The sequence below is a fragment of the Georgenia sp. G2120 genome, from assembly GCF_055326485.1.
In genome coordinates, this window is the sequence record NZ_JBUZNL010000003.1 from 84,000 (window position 1) to 98,959 (window position 14,960).

The following is a 14,960-nucleotide window of genomic DNA, read 5'->3' on the forward strand; positions in this document are numbered from 1 at the left end:
GCCGACCGTCACCGAGGCGCCAGTCTACCGACTCCTCGGGCGGCCGCACCGGTCTCGGGCCCGGCCGACGGAGACGGGTGGCGCGGGGGATGCGGCCTGCCAGGGACCGCCGGGCGGGCGCCGACGTGCGGGCCGCAGGAACTAGGAGGACGATCGACGCATGCGTGACACGACCGTGGCTGTGCTGGGCGACGGGGGGCGCGCGGAGCTCGTGATCGCCGACGCGCTCGCCGATCGCGGCGCCCGCCCGCACCTGTTGTCCGTGGACCTGGGCTGGCTGACCTCCGTGAGCGCGGCCGTGGCCCGGCTCGACTCGCACGCGGGCGCCGTCGCCGTCCGCTCGCTCGCCGAGGGCGACGTCGAGGGGGCGAGGCTCGTCGCGGTCGGCCCGGTGGCCGCGGACGAGGACGGGTGGGAGACCGTGTGCCGTCGTTGCGGGGAGCGCAACGACGTCACGCTCGTGCGGACGACCGCGCCCCCGCCCGACGCGGACCGGCGCCACCCGGTCCACCCCGCGTTCGCGGCGCTCGCGGAAGCGGTCGCGGACGAGCTCGACCGGGTGGGACCGGGCGCACGAGTCGTCGAGCTCCCGCCGCCTCCCGGGCCATGAGCGCCGGCCGGTCACTAGGCTCGAGGCCGTGCTCACCCCCGCCGACCTGACCGTTCCGCTCATCGCTGCCCCGATGGCCGGAGGGCCGTCGACGCCCGAGCTCGTCGCCGCCGCCGAGCAGGCCGGCGGGACCGGATTCCTCGCGTCCGGCTACGGCGGGGTCGACGCGCTGCTCGAGCAGGTCCGCCGAGCGCGCGAGCTCGGCGCCACCCGGTTCGGCGTCAATCTCTTCGTCCCCGACCCCGAGGCCGCGGACCTCGACGCCGCCCTCGCCTACCGCGACGCCCTCGCGCCCCTGGCCGTCGAGCTCGGCATCGACGAGCTCGGTACGCCGCGCCAGGACGACTCCGGGTTCGACGCCAAGGTCGAGGCCCTGCTCGCGGACCCGGTGCCGCTCGTGTCCTTCACGTTCGGCCTCCCGAGCGGGGAGACGATCACCCGGTTCCACGACGTCGGCACCGCCGTGTGGGTCACCGTCGCGCACGCCCGGGACGCCGAGGCCGCGGTGGCCGCAGGCGCGGACGCGGTCGTGGCGCAGGGGCCAGAGGCGGGCGGGCACCGGTCGACGTTCGCCGTCGTCGACACCCCGGACGACGCCCCGCTGGGCGAGCTGCTGCGCTCCGTGCGCGCGGCGGTGGACGTGCCCGTGGTCGCGGCCGGCGGGCTGACGACGGGGGAGGAGGTGGCGCGGGCGCTCGAGGTCGCGGATGCCGTCCAGGTCGGCACCGCGCTGCTCGACTCCGACGAGGCCGGCACCTCTCCCGGCCACCGCGCCGCGCTGCGCGACCCCGCTCTCACCGCGACCGCCGTCACCCGCGCGTTCACCGGCCGCCCCGCGCGCTCGCTCGTCAACGACCTCGTCCGGCGGTTCGACGCCGTGGCGCCCGCGGCCTACCCCGCGCTCAACCACGTGACCTGGCCGATCCGGCAGGCCGGCGGTGCGGCGGGCGACACCCGGTTCATCCCGCTGTGGGCGGGGCAGCGGTGGCAGTACGCGCCGAGCGGCCCGGCCGCGCGGATCGTCGCCGACCTGTGGGCCGATGCGCAGGCGGCCGGGGCCGGCCGACGCGGCTGACACCCACCGACCGTCGACGGGCAGGATGGCGGCATGATCACCGACACCGACCGCGCCTTCCTCGTCCGCGCCGTCGAGCTGGCCGAGGCGGCGCTCGAGTCCGGTGACGAGCCGTTCGGATCCGTTCTCGTCGCGCCCGACGGCCACGTCCTTCTCGAGGACCACAACCACGTCTCCGGCGGGGACCGTACGCGGCACCCCGAGCTCGTCATCGCCCTTTGGGCTGCGGAGCACCTCGAGCCCGGCGTCGCGGCGCGGTGCGTCGTCTACACCTCGGGCGAGCACTGCGCGATGTGTGCGGCCGCCCACGGCTGGGCGGGGCTGGGGCGGATCGTCTACGCGTCGTCGACCGAGCAGCTGACGCAGTGGTCGCGCGAGCTCGGGCTCCCGTCCGGACCGCTCGCGAGCCTGCCGATCCAGGCGGTCGTACCCGGCGCGGTCGTCGACGGGCCGGACCCGGAGCTCGCCGAGCGGGTGCGCGCTCTGCACGCGGCGAGAGCCGACGCCCGGCGCTGACGGAAGGGACGCCCACAGCGGTTCGGTCGCTCAGCCGTCCGACGGCCCCGGCCGGTCGCGTTCATCTGGCTCGTCAGGTTCACCTGGCTCGCCCCGTCGACCTGGCTAGCGCCGCTTGCCCGGCTTGCCTCACGTGCCCTGTCCGTCGGCCTCGCCTCGCCCACCCGGCTCCCGCAGCGTGGCGAACATCAGCCAGCTGATCGCGGGCATGAGGACGAGCGGGGCGAGCGCCACCTGCAGCGACGTGCGGTCGGCCAGGGCGCCGATCCCCGGGCTCGCCAGGCCGCCGACGCTCACCGCGAGGCCCAGGGTCACCCCGCTCGCCGTCCCCACCCGGCTGGGCAGGTAGTCCTGGCCGAGCGTGATCTGGAGCGAGAAGGGCGTGTACATGCCGATCGACGCGAGCGCGAGGAACGCGTAGATCGAGTAGCCGGGAACCCACACGGCCCCGGCCACCGCGACCGTGCTGACGACGTACGCCCACCGCGAGACCCGGACCCGACCGAACCGCTGGGCGAGGGCGCCGCCGAGCATCGAGCCGACGATGCCCCCGAGATAGAGGACGAACAGCGCGACGAGGCCGGCGCTCTCGCCCCCGTCCACGCGCTCAGCCGCGTACAGCGAGACGAACGCGCCGAGCCCGACGAACGCGATCGAGCGGGTGGCCACTGCGAGGCTGAGGCGGCCGAACGAGGACCAGTCGTCGGGGCGGACGGGTGTCGCCGTCGTGCGGGAGGTCGCGACCTGCCGGGTGAGGACGCGGACGACGGGCAGCGTGAGGACCGCACCGACGAGCGCCGGGAGCACGAGCGCGGGCGTGAGTGCGAGGCCGCCGACGCCGACGCTCAGCCCGACGACGACCGGCGCGAGGGCGAACCCGACATTGCCGCCGGTGGAGAACCAGGCCATCGCCGTGTGGCTGCCGGCGCTCGCCGTGCGCGCGAGCCGGGCCCCCTCCGGGTGGTACGCCGCGACGCCGATGCCCGAGACCCCGATGAAGATCAGGGTGAGGACGTAGTTCTCGCTCACGCCGCCCAGCGCCACGCCGAGCCCGCCGAGGACCGTGCTCACCGGGACGAGCCACGGCATCGACCACCGGTCCGTCAGCGCGCCGAACAGGGGCTGGACGATCGACGACACGAGCGAGGCGGCGAGGACGATCGCCGACGCCGCCGCGTACGTATAGTCCCGCTCGGCGACGAAGAAGGGGACGAGCGCGGCGACCGCCCCCTGGTAGACGTCGACGCACGCGTGCCCGACCGCGAGGAGGGCGATCGAGGTGCGCCGGCGCATGGAAGGAGCGTGCCAGGTCAGCGGCTCGCCGGTGCGGGTAGGCGTCGTCCCGGGCGCGCTGCCGACGAGCTGCTCGCCGGTGCGGGGCACCCTCGCCCGGGTGGTATCACTGCTGATACCGTGGGGCGATGTCCATGACCTTGCGTCTGTCGGACGCAGAATCCAGCGCCCTGCGCCGCCGCGCCGAGCACGAGTCCCGTTCGATGCAGGAGGTTGCGCGCCAGGCCGTGCGCGAGTACATCGAGAACCACAGCCGGTCCGAGCTCATCGACCGAGTGCTCGACGACGAGCTGCCCCGTTACGCGGAGGCGCTCGAGCGGCTCGGCCGGTGATCTACCTGACCCTGGCCGACGTGATCCACGTCGGCGAACGGACCCTCGGGGGCGAGGTGCCGGTCAGGGACCACGGTCTGCTCGACGCGGCGGTGTCTCGTCCTCGCTCCACGGTGCTCGGGTCCGACGCCTACCCGACCCTTGAGGAGAAGGGTGCGGCACTCCTGCACTCGATCACCCGCAGTCACCCTCTCCTCGACGGCAACAAGCGCCTGGGCCTGGCTTCGCTGATCGCCTTCCTCGGCATCAACGGTCGCCGGCTCACCCTGTCCAACGACGAGGCGTACGAGCTGGTGATGAGCGTGGCGGCCGGCGACCTGGACGAGGTGTCGGAGATCGCGGCACGGATCCGGCGCGGGAGCGAGCCCTGGTAGGTCCCGTCATGTCGGCGATCCCGCCGTGTCCTGCGTTTCTGCCGAATCCCGCGGATCGTCGGCCATCCGCGACAGCCGCTGCGCCAGCCGGGCCGCCGCCTCGCGCAGCTCGGGCGGCTCGAGGATCTCGGCGTCGTAGCCGAGGGAGGCCACGTGCATGGCGATCCAGTCGAGCTCCGTGCCGCCGGAGATGAGCACGCACCACCCGTCGGCCTCCTCCTCGACGCGCCCGGCGGTCGCCGGGACGAGCGCCCGCACGTCCTCCGCCGCCGCCCGCAGGCGGACCCGGGCGACGAACGCGTAGGGCGACGTCGTCACCGACCGCTGGACGTACTCCACCGGGTCCGGGTGGTCGCGCGGGGTGAAGCGCCAGGTGGAGGCCTCGACCGCGCGCATCCTGTCGAGCCGGAACGTGCGCCAGCCGTCCCGGTCGACGTCGAACGCCATGAGGTACCAGTGCATCCCCACGGACACCATGCGCACGGGCTCGGCCGTCCGTTCGCTCTCGTCCCCGCCGCGCGCCGTGTACCGGAAGCGCACCCGGACCGAGTCGCGGCAGGCGCGGGCGAGGCGGACGAGCAGGTCGGCGTCGATCGTCGAGTGGGGGCCGACGACGGCGCCCGTCGCGTCGTAGAGCGCCCGCACCTCGGCGCGCAGGCGCGGCGGCAGCACCTGGTCGAGCTTGGTCAGCGCGCGCAGCGCAGCCTCGCCCACGCCGGCCACCGTGCCGCCGGCGGCCAGGCGCAGGGACAGGGCGGTGGCGGCGGCCTCGTCGGCGTCGAGCAGGAGGGGAGGGAGACGCGTCCCGGCGCCGAGCCGGTACCCGCCGCCGATCCCGGGCGCCGCCTCCACCGGGTAGCCGAGCCGGCGCAGCCGCTCGACGTCTCGGCGCACCGAGCGCGGCGTGACGTCGAGCTCGTCGGCGAGCTCGGCGGCGGTCCACTGCGAGCGGTGCTGCAGCAGACCGAGCAGCCGCAGGACCCGTTCGGTCGTCCCCTCGGTGCGCATGCGGACACTCTTCCACCGAACGCGGACCGGATCTGTCCTTGTTCTCCGTCACGGTGTGGTCATGAGCGAACCGACAGCGACCCTGACCGACACGTCCTGGAACGCGCTGCTCCGGGACCAGACCGACTGGCACCTGACCAACCAGGTCCGCGAGCGCCTCACCGGGCTGACCGACGACGAGTACCTCTGGGAGCCCGCCCCCGGTGCCTGGAACGTCCGCCCGCGCGGGACCGGGAGGGCCCCGGTCCAGGCCGGCTCCGGCGAGATGACGATCGACTTCGCCTTCCCGCCGCCCGAGCCCGCCCCGATGACGACGATCGCCTGGCGCCTCGGCCACGTGATCGTCGGCGTGCTGGCGGTGCGCAACGCGGCCCACTTCGGCCGCGCGGCCGCCGACTACCAGTCCTTCGACTACGCGCCGACGGCGGACGCCGCCCTCGCCCAGCTGGACGAGGAGTACGCGCGGTGGACCGAGGGGGTCGCGAGCCTGGGGGAGGACGGCCTCGCGCGGCCCTGCGGCGAGGCGGAGGGCCCGTTCGCGGAGGACCCGATGGCGCGGCTCGTCCTGCACATCAATCGCGAGCTCGTCCACCACCTCGCCGAGGTCGCCCTCCTGCGCGACCTCCACCTGCACACGACGGGCGAGAGCTCCGGAGGGGCGGTGCAGTCATGAGCGCGACGGTCCAGATCACGTTCGACGCCCACGACCCGCGCGCCCTGTCGATCTTCTGGCGCGAGGTCCTCGGCTACGTCCACCCGGCGCCGCCCGGCGTCGACCTGCCCGACGGCGCCGAGCCGCTCGCCGCCTGGGACGAGTTCCTCGAGGCGGCCGGGGTCCCGGAGGAGCAGCGGAACTCGTCCTCCGCTCTCGAGGACCCGGACGGCGTGGGCCCGCGGATCTTCTTCCAGCAGGTCCCCGAGGACAAGGTGGCGAAGAACCGCGTCCACCTCGACGTCCGCACGGCCTCCGACCTCAGCGGCGCGCCGCGGATGGCCGCGCTCGAGGCCGAGTGCGACCGCCTGGTCGGGCTCGGGGCGTCGCGGCTGCGTCGGCACGAGCCCGAGCCGCCCCTGAGCATCGGCTTCATCGTCATGGCCGACCCGGAGGGCAACGAGTTCTGCCTCGACTGACCCGCAGGCCGAGTAGGCCCCGTGGGGCTCGAACCCACAACCCACGGATTAAAAGTCCGTTGCTCTACCGATTGAGCTAGAGGCCCGCGAGCGCACAGGTTACGTCGGGATCGGAGCGACGCGTGAATCCCGACGACGACGAACCACCGACCACCCACGCACAGAGAGGGCACCCTGATGAGCACGCTGCACGGACTGACCACGATGGTCCTCACCGCCGACGACGTCGACGCCGCCGCGCGCTGGTACGCCGACGTCCTGGGCGCCGAGCCCTACTTCCGGCGCCCGGAGACCGGCCCCGCGGCCTACGTCGAGTTCCGGGTCGGACCGGACGAGGACGAGCTCGGCCTCATGGACCGCAGCTACCTGCCGGGCGCGGCGGGCCCGGGGACGTCGACCACGTACTGGCACGTCGACGACGTCGCGACCACGCTCGCCGACCTCCTCGCGCGCGGCGCCACCCCCGCCGAGTCGTTGACCGAGCGCGGGGAAGGATTCGTCACCGCGTCGGTGATCGACCCGTTCGGCAACATGCTCGGCCTCATGCACAGCCCGCACTGGGCCGGCCGGCACTGACGTCGACCGACTCAGCCGGCCGGCGGCTCTTCGGCCGGCGGCTGTCCGCCCGTGAACCGCGCGGGGGCGTCGGGGTCGAGCGCGGCGTCGATGCGCTCGCGCATGTCGTCCGTCATCTCCGGCAGGTCCGTCAGGTCGAACCACCGGGCCTCGGTGTTCTCCTCGTCGGCGGGGTAGGGCTCGCCGGAGATCCACGAGCAGCGGAAGGCGAGGGTGACGTACTGCGCGACGTCGCCGTTCGGGTACGTCATCGGCCCCGAGGTGCTCACGTGCACGAGCCGGTCCGCCCGCGCCCGCACGCCGGTCTCCTCGAGCACCTCGCGCACGGCCGTGTCCGCCACCTGCTCGCCCGGGTCGACGATCCCGGACACCGGAGTCCACCTGCCGTTGTCCGCGCGCCGCACGAGCAGGACCTGGTGCTGCGCGGGGGAGGTGGGGTCCTCCCGGACGACCACCGCGGAGGCGCCCGTCATCCACAGCAGGGCGTGCCCCACGTGCTCGCGGAGCTCGAGGATGAAGTCGGGGGTCGGCACGGTGTCAGGCGATCTGGACGGGGTCGGCGTGGTCGTCGGCGGGCAGGTCGCCGTCGATCGTGGCCGCGACCTGCAACGTCCGGAAGTTGATCCCGCCGCCGTAGGAGGAGAGGAAGGCGTTGTCGGCGGCGTCGCGGCCGGTCGAGATGCGCAGGAGGGGCTGGCGGGGGGCGAGACGCGTCGCGTCGATCGCGTGCCAGCGGTTCTCGTGCCACGCCTCGGCCACGGCGTGGAAGTCCATCGGGGAGAGCCCGGGCGCGTACACCGAGGTCACGCGGGCGGGCACGTCCATCGCGCGCAGGAGGGCGACGACGAGGTGCGCGTAGTCCCGGCACACCCCCTGGCGGGCGAGCATCGTCTCGACCGCGCCGTCGGTCGGCCGAGAGGAGTCCCGGACGTAGGCGAGCGACGTGTTCACCCACGACTCGACGGCACGGACGAGCTCGAGGCCCGTCAGCCCGGCGAACTGCGAGCGCGCGAACCGGAAGAGGCGGTCGGACTCGGCGTACCTCGAGGGGCGCAGGAACTCGAGCAGCTCGGCCGGCTCGTCCATGTCGCCGAGGTCCCCGTCCCCGCCGACCTGCGCCTCGTAGTCGAGCGTGAGCGGCGTGCCGAGCTCGGTGTCGTCCGGCAGGTCGAGGACGTGGGTGACGGTGCCGTGCCGGCCGACGAACTCGACGAGGTCGACCTCGCTCTCCCCGAGCCGGCAGACGAGCCGCTCGTCGATCGTCAGGCCCGGCTGGCGGGCCACCGAGACGAGGAAGGCGAGGCGGGTCGCGCCGCGGCGGGTGGTCATCTGGAGGCTGGCGGTGACGGAACGCTGCACGCTCGCCAGCGTAGGTGCCACCGCACGAGCGCTCGACCCGGAGGCCTCCGGCGACGAGATGCGCGACAATGGCGGACGCCGCCCGGCCGTCCGCCGGGCACGCCGAAGGAGGTCGACATGAACGAACCACGACGACCCCGCCGGCCCGCGATGCTCGACCCCGCCGTGGCGGAGGGCATCGAGGGCGACGAGGACCCGGCCACCCGGTCCGAGCTCGCGCACACGACCGCGCGCCTCATCGTCGACGGCGGCCGCCGCGACTCCGGGACCGACCCCGACCTGCTCGACCGGCTCGTCACCCTCGTCGACTCCGAGGGCCTCGACACGATCGCCGAGCTCTGGTCGCGCAGCCCCGCCGCCACGCTGCCCGGCGCGCTGTGGCGGCTCTACCTGCTGCGCGAGTGGGTGCGCCGCGACCCGGCCACCGTGGCCGCCCGCTACCGCGAGGGGCTCACCCGCGCCGAGGTGGCCGGCGCCGTCGCCGGCGTGGCCGCGCCCAACGGTCCCGACGAGGTCGTCGGCGTGGTCGACCAGGTCCTCTCCGGCGTCTACGCCGGTGACCTCGCCGTCGCGCTCGACCGCGCGGCCGCGTTCCTCCGCGTGCTCGCGACCGGGTCCGCGCTGCACGCGGACCACGAGGAGTCCGAGGGCGACGGCGCCGACCTCGCGTTCGAGATCACCCGCCGCGCCGGCGGGCTGCTCGGCACCGCGGAGGACCTCGAGGCCGCCGCCACCCTGCACGGCAGCGGCCAGCTCGACTGAGCCCCGCCCACCAGCACGTGCCCGACCGAACGGGAGATCCACCCATGCGCACCGCCGACCGCCTGAGCGCCGACGAGGCCGACGCCGTCCGAGCACTCGCCGCCGAGGCCGAGGCCGCCGACGGGGTGGGCCCCCTCGACGAGCAGACCCTCCTCCGGCTCGCCCCCGACTCCGCCCGCGCGGCCACGCACCTGCTGCTCGAGGACGAGGACGGCGCGCTGCTCGGCTACGCCCAGGTCGCCGACGGCTCGGGCGAGCTGGTCGTGGCCCCCGCCGCCCGGCGGCGCGGACTCGGCCGGCAGCTGCTGGTCGCGGCGCGTGAGATCGGCGGCGACGTCTCGGTGGAGGGGACGTCCGGTACCGACGCGGGCCTCGCCGTCTGGGCGCACGGCGACCTCCCCGGCGCCCAGGCGCTCGCGGGCTCGCTCGGCCTCACGCGCGTGCGCGAGCTCCTGCGGATGGGGGCCCAGGTCCGCACCGACGACGCGCCACAGCCGCCGGCCGGGACCCGGATCGAGACCTTCGACGTCGATGCGCACGCCGAGCCCTGGCTGCGGGTCAACGCGCGGGCGTTCGCGACCCACCCCGAGCAGGGGCGGATGACGCGCGCCGACCTCGACGAGCGTCTCGCGCAGCCGTGGTTCGACGCCGAGCTGCTCCTCCTCGCGTACGACGAGGCGAACGAGGCGGCCGACGACGACGGACCCCGCGCCCCCGATCCGCTCGGTTTCATCTGGATGAAGCCGGGAGATCCGGGCGAGGCGGAGCTGTACGTCCTCGGCGTGGACCCGTCGGCGCAGGGCCGCGGACTCGGCCGCGACCTCACGGCCCGCGGCCTGGCGGAGGTGGCCGCGCGCGGGCGGAGCTCGGTCGACCTCTACGTCGAGGGGGACAACGCGCCGGCGCTCGCGACCTACGAGCGGCAGGGCTTCGCGGTCGTCGAGCGGCACAGCCAGTACGCCTGACCCTCCGCAGCGCCACCTGACCGCGAGGTGGTTGGATGGCGCCATGAGCTCCTCCTCCGCGCCGCACGGCACCGACGAGCACACCCCCGACCTGCACGAGGACCGCGAGGACGTCGAGGCGCGGGTCGCGCGGCAGCTGACCGGCGAGGGCGCCCAGGGCGGCCCGGGCGACTCCGCCACCGACGGTCCGCCGACCTTCGTCATCCAGGGCAGCCCCGCGGACCCCGAGGACGAGGAGCCCGCGACGGCGGACGGCGACCTGCCGGACGACCGCTTCGCCGACCGCGAGATCAGCTGGCTCGCCTTCAACCAGCGGGTGCTCGAGCAGGCGGAGGACCAGAGCCTCCCGATCCTCGAGCGCGCGTGGTTCCTCGGCATCTTCGCCTCCAACCTCGACGAGTACTTCATGGTCCGCGTCGCCGGCCTCAAGCGCCGGATCAGCACGGGCCTCGCGGTGCCGGGCGCATCCGGCCTGAGCCCGCGGCAGGTTCTCGAGCGCATCGGGGCCGGCGCGCAGGAGCTGATGTCCCGCCACGCGAAGGTCTTCCTCGACGACGTGCAGCCCAAGCTCGCCGAGGAGGGCATCGACATCCTCCACTGGGGCGAGCTCGCGGACAGCGAGAAGGAGCGCCTGCACAAGTTCTTCCGCACCCAGATCTTCCCGGTGCTCACGCCGCTCGCGGTCGACCCGGCGCACCCCTTCCCCTACATCTCGGGCCTCTCGCTCAACCTCGCGGTCCTCGTGCGCAACCCCGAGACGGGGATGGAGCACTTCGCCCGCGTCAAGGTGCCGGCGCTGCTGCCGCGGTTCATCGCCGTCGACGCCGAGGGCCGCCCCTACCGCCCGGAGGACGTGCCGGAGGACGCGGGCGGCCGCACCTCCTACGTCCCGCTCGAGGAGATCATCGGGCAGCACCTCGACGCCCTGTTCCCGGGCATGGAGATCGTCGAGCACCACACGTTCCGCGTCACCCGCAACGAGGACCTCGAGGTCGAGGAGGACGACGCCGAGAACCTGCTCCAGGCCCTCGAGAAGGAGCTCTCCCGCCGGCGCTTCGGCCCGGCCGTCCGCCTCGAGGTCGAGGAGCACATCTCCGAGCGGGTGCTCGACCTGCTCGCGCGCGAGCTCGGCGTCGGCGAGCAGGAGATCTACCGCCTGCCCGCGCCGCTCGACCTCACGGGCCTCAACGTCATCCACGACCTCGACCGCCCGCACCTCAAGTATCCCAAGTACGTGCCGGTCACGGCGGCGGGCCTGGCGAAGGTCGAGTCGGCGAACCCGACCGACATCTTCGCCGCCATCCGCGAGCGCGACGTCCTCCTGCACCACCCCTACGACTCGTTCTCCACGTCGGTCCAGCAGTTCCTCCAGCAGGCCGCGAAGGACCCGAAGGTCCTCGCCATCAAGCAGACGCTGTACCGCACCTCGGGCGACTCGCCGATCGTCGACGCCCTCATCGCCGCCGCCGAGGCCGGCAAGCAGGTCCTCGCGATCGTCGAGATCAAGGCCCGGTTCGACGAGCAGGCGAACATCGAGTGGGCGCGCAAGCTCGAGGAGTCGGGCGTCCACGTCGTCTACGGGATCGTCGGCCTCAAGACGCACTGCAAGCTGTCGATGGTCGTGCGCCAGGAGGCGGACGGGCTGCGCCGCTACTGCCACGTGGGCACCGGCAACTACCACCCGAAGACGGCCCGCGGCTACGAGGACATCGGGATGTTCACGTGCCACCGCGACGTCGGCCAGGACCTCACGCGCCTGTTCAACCAGCTCTCCGGCTACGCGCCGAGCACGAGCTACCACCGCCTGCTCGTGGCCCCGCGCGACATCCGCCCCGGCCTGCTCGAGGGCATCGAGAAGGAGATCGCCCACCACGAGGCGGGCCGCCCCGCGTGGATCAAGATCAAGGTCAACTCGATCGTCGACGAGCGCCTCATCGACGGCCTGTACCGGGCGAGCCGCGCGGGCGTCCCGGTCGACGTCGTGGTCCGCGGCATCTGCGCCATCAAGGTCGGCCTGCCGGGCACCGGCGCCAACCTCCGGGTCCGCTCGATCCTCGGTCGCTTCCTCGAGCACTCCCGGATCTTCGCCTTCGCGAACGACGGCGACCCGCAGGTGTGGATCGGCTCCGCGGACCTCATGCACCGCAACCTCGACCGCCGCGTCGAGGCCCTCATCCGCATCGTCGACCCCGGCCAGCGCGAGCGCCTCGTCGAGCTCGTCGACCTCGCCGCCTCGGACGAGACGTCCTCGTGGCGCCTCGGCCCCGACGGCTGGACCAGGGTCACGCACGACGCCGACGGCAACCGCCTGCGCGACGTCCAGCAGCACCACATGCGCCAGGCGCGACGGCGGGTCGCGAGCTCGAGGTGAGCCGGGGGAACGTCCGGGCCGCCGGCCTGGTCGTCTGGCGCGAGGAGGGCCGGCGGCTCGAGGTCCTCCTCGTCCACTCGCCGCGGTACGACGAGTGGGGCTTCCCCAAGGGCCACCTCGACCCGCACGAGACCCTCCAGGAGTGCGCCGTCCGCGAGGTGGCAGAGGAGACCGGCGAGCTCGTCGTCGTCGGCCAGCCCCTCGGGGTCGTGCGCTACCGGCTGCGGGACGGGCGCCGGAAGCACGTCAGCTACTGGGCGAGCAGCGCGGCGACGCCCGACGGCGCCTGGTCCCGGGTGCGCCGCGTCCCGCCGGCGGCGTCCGCCGACGAGATCGACGAGACGCGGTGGATGTCCGTGCGCGACGCCGAGAAGGCCCTCGTGCACGACGGCGACCGCGAGGTCCTCGGCCGCCTCGTCGACCAGTGGAAGGACTCCCGCCTCGACACCTGGACGGTCCTCCTCGTGCGGCACGCCCGCGCGCGGGCGCGGAAGTCGTGGAAGGGCTCCGAGGCGACCCGGCCGCTCACGGTGGGCGGCGCGGTCCAGGCGGTCGGCATGGGGTCGCTGTTCTCGGCCTACGGGGTCGAGCAGCTCGTCAGCTCGCCGTGGGAGCGCTGCCGGGCGACCCTCGCCTCGTACGCGGAGCGCGGCGGCATCGAGGTCGACCTCCACGAGGAGCTGACCGAGGCCGCCCACGAGCGCCGGAAGCGCCCCGTCCGCGACCTCGTGGCGGCCGCGCTCAGCCGCCCCACCCGGCCCACGGCGATCTGCACGCACCGCCCCGTGCTGCCCACGGTGGTCGCCACGCTGCTCGACCGGGCGCCCCACGCCCTGCGCCGCACGGTCCCGGACAAGGACCCCTTCCTGCGGACCGGCGAGATGCTGGTCGTGCACTGCGCGCGCCGGGCGCGGCACGGCCCCGTCGTCGTCGCCGTCGAGCGGGTCCGCGCCGTCGAGGACGAATGAGCGCAGACTCACCCTCCGGATGATCGCCCGTGCGCGCGGGGGTGTCCCCGGGCCGGGAACGGCCCCCGACGACGACGAACCACCACCCACCGGCACCCCTCCAGAACGGCGTCCGCCCAGGTCGGCGCGGCTGTGGCCCGGTAGACCGGGACTGTCTGATCCCACCGTCATGCGTCCGAAAAATCCTGGTCAAGCCGTGGCCCGTGGTCAATCTGTGACTGAGGTGACTGGTCGAGTTCACCGATTGTTCACTTACGACGTGATGTCCGTACACCCGCGGTGCCTAACGTCCCCACGTGGTCGGGCTTTCCCGAACCGGACTCCACTTGTAGAGGATGGAAATACCGTGAAGCTTGCTGGTTCCCGCCGTCTGGCCGGCCTGGCCGCCGTCGGCGCTGTCGCCATGACCCTTGCCGCCTGTGGCGGCGACGACGCTGAGTCGACCGAGGAGGAGACCTCGGAGGAGGAGTCCTCCGAGGAGGAGGACACCGAGTCGGAGTCCGAGGAGGCCCCCTCGGAGTCCGAGTCCGAGGAGTCGCCCTCCGAGTCCGAGTCCGAGGGTGGCGACGCCGGTGCGTCCGGCCCGCAGGACCTCGGCATCGACTACGCCTCGCTGTCCGGCACGCTCAACGGCTCGGGCGCCTCCTCGCAGGAGACCGCCATGCAGGCGTGGCGTGACCAGTTCGGCCAGGAGTCGGACGTCACCGTCAACTACAACGCCACGGGCTCCGGCACCGGCCGCGAGCAGTTCGTCGGTGGCCAGGTCTCCTTCATCGGCACCGACTCCTACTTCGAGGGCGACGAGCTCGCCGCCGCCGAGGAGCGTTGCGGTGGGAACCCGATCGTCGAGCTGCCGACCTACGTGTCGCCGATCGCCGTCACGTTCAACCTCCCGGGCGTCGACACCCTCAACCTCACCCCGGAGACCGTCGCCGGCATCTTCAACGGCGACATCACCTCCTGGGACGCCGAGGAGATCGCGGCGGACAACCCCGACGCCGACCTCCCCGCGCTCCCGGTCATCCCGGTCAACCGCTCGGACGACTCCGGTACCACGGAGAACTTCCAGCAGTGGCTGCAGGAGTCGGGCTCGGGCTGGGAGCACGAGCCGTCCGACGTGTGGCCGATCGACGGCACGCAGTCGGCCCAGGCCACCTCGGGCGTCGTCCAGCTCGTCACCGGCACCGAGGGCGCCGTCACGTACGCCGACGCCTCGCAGATCGGTGACCTCGGCACCGCCGCGATCGGCCTCGGCGACGGCAACTTCGTCGAGTACTCGGCCGAGGCCGCCGCGGCCATCGTCGACGGCTCGGAGCCCGCGGAGGGCGCCACCGAGACGCAGCTGACGATCAACCTGCAGCGCGACGGCTCGATCCCCGACGCGTACCCGATCGTCCTCATCTCGTACCACGCCGCCTGCTCGGTGTACGAGGACGAGGCCGAGGCCGCCAACGTCCAGGGCTTCCTCGCCTACATCGCCTCCGCGGAGGGCCAGTCGGCCGCCGAGGAGTTCGGTGTCGCCCCGATCTCGGACAACCTGCGTGGCCAGGTCAACACCGTGATCGAGCAGATCTCGGCCGGCTGACCCACGCCTGACCACGTCGACGGTCCGGCCCCGAG

At 73.8% G+C, this 14,960-nt stretch carries 17 protein-coding genes and 1 tRNA gene; 13 read left to right on the plus strand and 5 right to left on the minus strand.

The genetic code is table 11. The features are described from left to right. Nucleotides 1-160 precede the first annotated feature (160 nt). From ACZLMO_RS04285 to ACZLMO_RS04295, 3 genes are read left to right on the plus strand one after another with little or no spacing between them, the layout of a single operon-like run. Nucleotides 161-610, plus strand: coding sequence for a hypothetical protein (locus tag ACZLMO_RS04285; protein WP_463652969.1), 450 nt, complete (start codon nucleotides 161-163; stop codon nucleotides 608-610). 28 nt (nucleotides 611-638) lie between these two features. Further along, nucleotides 639-1,685 carry a nitronate monooxygenase gene (locus ACZLMO_RS04290; protein WP_463652970.1) on the plus strand — a complete coding sequence of 349 codons (1,047 nt, stop codon included), beginning with the start codon at nucleotides 639-641 and terminating at the stop codon, nucleotides 1,683-1,685. A 33-nt stretch (nucleotides 1,686-1,718) separates the two neighbouring features. Then, the gene (locus ACZLMO_RS04295; protein WP_425713748.1) at nucleotides 1,719-2,201 is read left to right on the plus strand and encodes a nucleoside deaminase; all 483 of its coding nucleotides are present in this window, start codon (nucleotides 1,719-1,721) and stop codon (nucleotides 2,199-2,201) included. A gap of 129 nt (nucleotides 2,202-2,330) precedes the next feature. Here the strand turns inward: ACZLMO_RS04295 and ACZLMO_RS04300 are convergent, their stop codons facing one another. After that, entirely contained in the window at nucleotides 2,331-3,494 is a 1,164-nt protein-coding gene (locus ACZLMO_RS04300) for an MFS transporter (protein WP_463653113.1), read from the minus strand. Between the two features lie 128 nt (nucleotides 3,495-3,622). Between ACZLMO_RS04300 and ACZLMO_RS04305 the strand changes: the two genes are divergently transcribed. Together ACZLMO_RS04305 and ACZLMO_RS04310 are read left to right on the plus strand one after the other, a co-directional pair. Beyond that, nucleotides 3,623-3,826: a DUF6290 family protein gene (locus tag ACZLMO_RS04305; RefSeq protein ID WP_463652971.1), complete on the plus strand. Its 204-nt coding sequence runs from the start codon at nucleotides 3,623-3,625 to the stop codon at nucleotides 3,824-3,826. Then, nucleotides 3,823-4,200, plus strand: coding sequence for a type II toxin-antitoxin system death-on-curing family toxin (locus tag ACZLMO_RS04310; RefSeq protein ID WP_463652972.1), 378 nt, complete (start codon nucleotides 3,823-3,825; stop codon nucleotides 4,198-4,200). Before ACZLMO_RS04305 ends, ACZLMO_RS04310 begins: the two co-directional genes overlap by 4 nt. A gap of 6 nt (nucleotides 4,201-4,206) precedes the next feature. On the opposite strand, the gene ACZLMO_RS04315 is transcribed toward ACZLMO_RS04310, so the two are convergent. Beyond that, nucleotides 4,207-5,208 (minus strand): helix-turn-helix transcriptional regulator, encoded by a 1,002-nt coding sequence (locus ACZLMO_RS04315; RefSeq protein ID WP_463652974.1) that lies wholly within the window; start codon nucleotides 5,206-5,208, stop codon nucleotides 4,207-4,209. A 61-nt stretch (nucleotides 5,209-5,269) separates the two neighbouring features. Here ACZLMO_RS04315 and ACZLMO_RS04320 point away from each other — a divergent pair, with 61 nt between their 5' ends. Together ACZLMO_RS04320 and ACZLMO_RS04325 are read left to right on the plus strand one after the other, a co-directional pair. Next, entirely contained in the window at nucleotides 5,270-5,881 is a 612-nt protein-coding gene (locus ACZLMO_RS04320; protein WP_463652975.1) for a DinB family protein, read from the plus strand. Continuing rightward, nucleotides 5,878-6,339, plus strand: coding sequence for a VOC family protein (locus ACZLMO_RS04325; RefSeq protein ID WP_463652976.1), 462 nt, complete (start codon nucleotides 5,878-5,880; stop codon nucleotides 6,337-6,339). The genes ACZLMO_RS04320 and ACZLMO_RS04325 overlap by 4 nt, the downstream gene beginning before the upstream one ends. Nucleotides 6,340-6,352: 13 nt before the next feature. Here ACZLMO_RS04325 and ACZLMO_RS04330 read toward each other — a convergent pair. Then, nucleotides 6,353-6,425: transfer RNA gene (locus tag ACZLMO_RS04330), tRNA-Lys, on the minus strand. Nucleotides 6,426-6,516: 91 nt separating this feature from the next. On the opposite strand from ACZLMO_RS04330, the gene ACZLMO_RS04335 reads away from it, so the two are divergent. Continuing rightward, nucleotides 6,517-6,915 carry a VOC family protein gene (locus tag ACZLMO_RS04335; RefSeq protein WP_425713742.1) on the plus strand — a complete coding sequence of 133 codons (399 nt, stop codon included), beginning with the start codon at nucleotides 6,517-6,519 and terminating at the stop codon, nucleotides 6,913-6,915. 11 nt (nucleotides 6,916-6,926) lie between these two features. Here the strand turns inward: ACZLMO_RS04335 and ACZLMO_RS04340 are convergent, their stop codons facing one another. Both ACZLMO_RS04340 and ACZLMO_RS04345 read right to left on the minus strand, forming a co-directional pair. Next, complete coding sequence (locus tag ACZLMO_RS04340; RefSeq protein WP_463652977.1) at nucleotides 6,927-7,448, minus strand: NUDIX hydrolase; 522 nt, start codon at nucleotides 7,446-7,448, stop codon at nucleotides 6,927-6,929. A gap of 4 nt (nucleotides 7,449-7,452) precedes the next feature. Next, nucleotides 7,453-8,274: a transglutaminase-like domain-containing protein gene (locus ACZLMO_RS04345; protein WP_463652978.1), complete on the minus strand. Its 822-nt coding sequence runs from the start codon at nucleotides 8,272-8,274 to the stop codon at nucleotides 7,453-7,455. A 117-nt stretch (nucleotides 8,275-8,391) separates the two neighbouring features. On the opposite strand from ACZLMO_RS04345, the gene ACZLMO_RS04350 reads away from it, so the two are divergent. From ACZLMO_RS04350 to pstS, 5 genes are all read left to right on the plus strand, one after another. After that, nucleotides 8,392-9,036 (plus strand): hypothetical protein, encoded by a 645-nt coding sequence (locus tag ACZLMO_RS04350; RefSeq protein ID WP_425713739.1) that lies wholly within the window; start codon nucleotides 8,392-8,394, stop codon nucleotides 9,034-9,036. Nucleotides 9,037-9,080: 44 nt separating this feature from the next. Further along, a complete protein-coding gene (gene mshD, locus ACZLMO_RS04355; protein WP_463652980.1) occupies nucleotides 9,081-10,001 on the plus strand; it encodes a mycothiol synthase in 921 nt (306 codons plus the stop codon). A 43-nt stretch (nucleotides 10,002-10,044) separates the two neighbouring features. Further along, nucleotides 10,045-12,372, plus strand: a complete 2,328-nt coding sequence (locus tag ACZLMO_RS04360; protein ID WP_425713737.1) for an RNA degradosome polyphosphate kinase — start codon at nucleotides 10,045-10,047, stop codon at nucleotides 12,370-12,372. Beyond that, the gene (locus ACZLMO_RS04365) at nucleotides 12,369-13,340 is read left to right on the plus strand and encodes an NUDIX hydrolase (RefSeq protein ID WP_463652981.1); all 972 of its coding nucleotides are present in this window, start codon (nucleotides 12,369-12,371) and stop codon (nucleotides 13,338-13,340) included. Before ACZLMO_RS04360 ends, ACZLMO_RS04365 begins: the two co-directional genes overlap by 4 nt. A 346-nt stretch (nucleotides 13,341-13,686) precedes the next feature. Further along, a complete protein-coding gene (pstS, locus tag ACZLMO_RS04370) occupies nucleotides 13,687-14,925 on the plus strand; it encodes a phosphate ABC transporter substrate-binding protein PstS (RefSeq protein WP_463652982.1) in 1,239 nt (412 codons plus the stop codon). Nucleotides 14,926-14,960 lie beyond the last annotated feature (35 nt).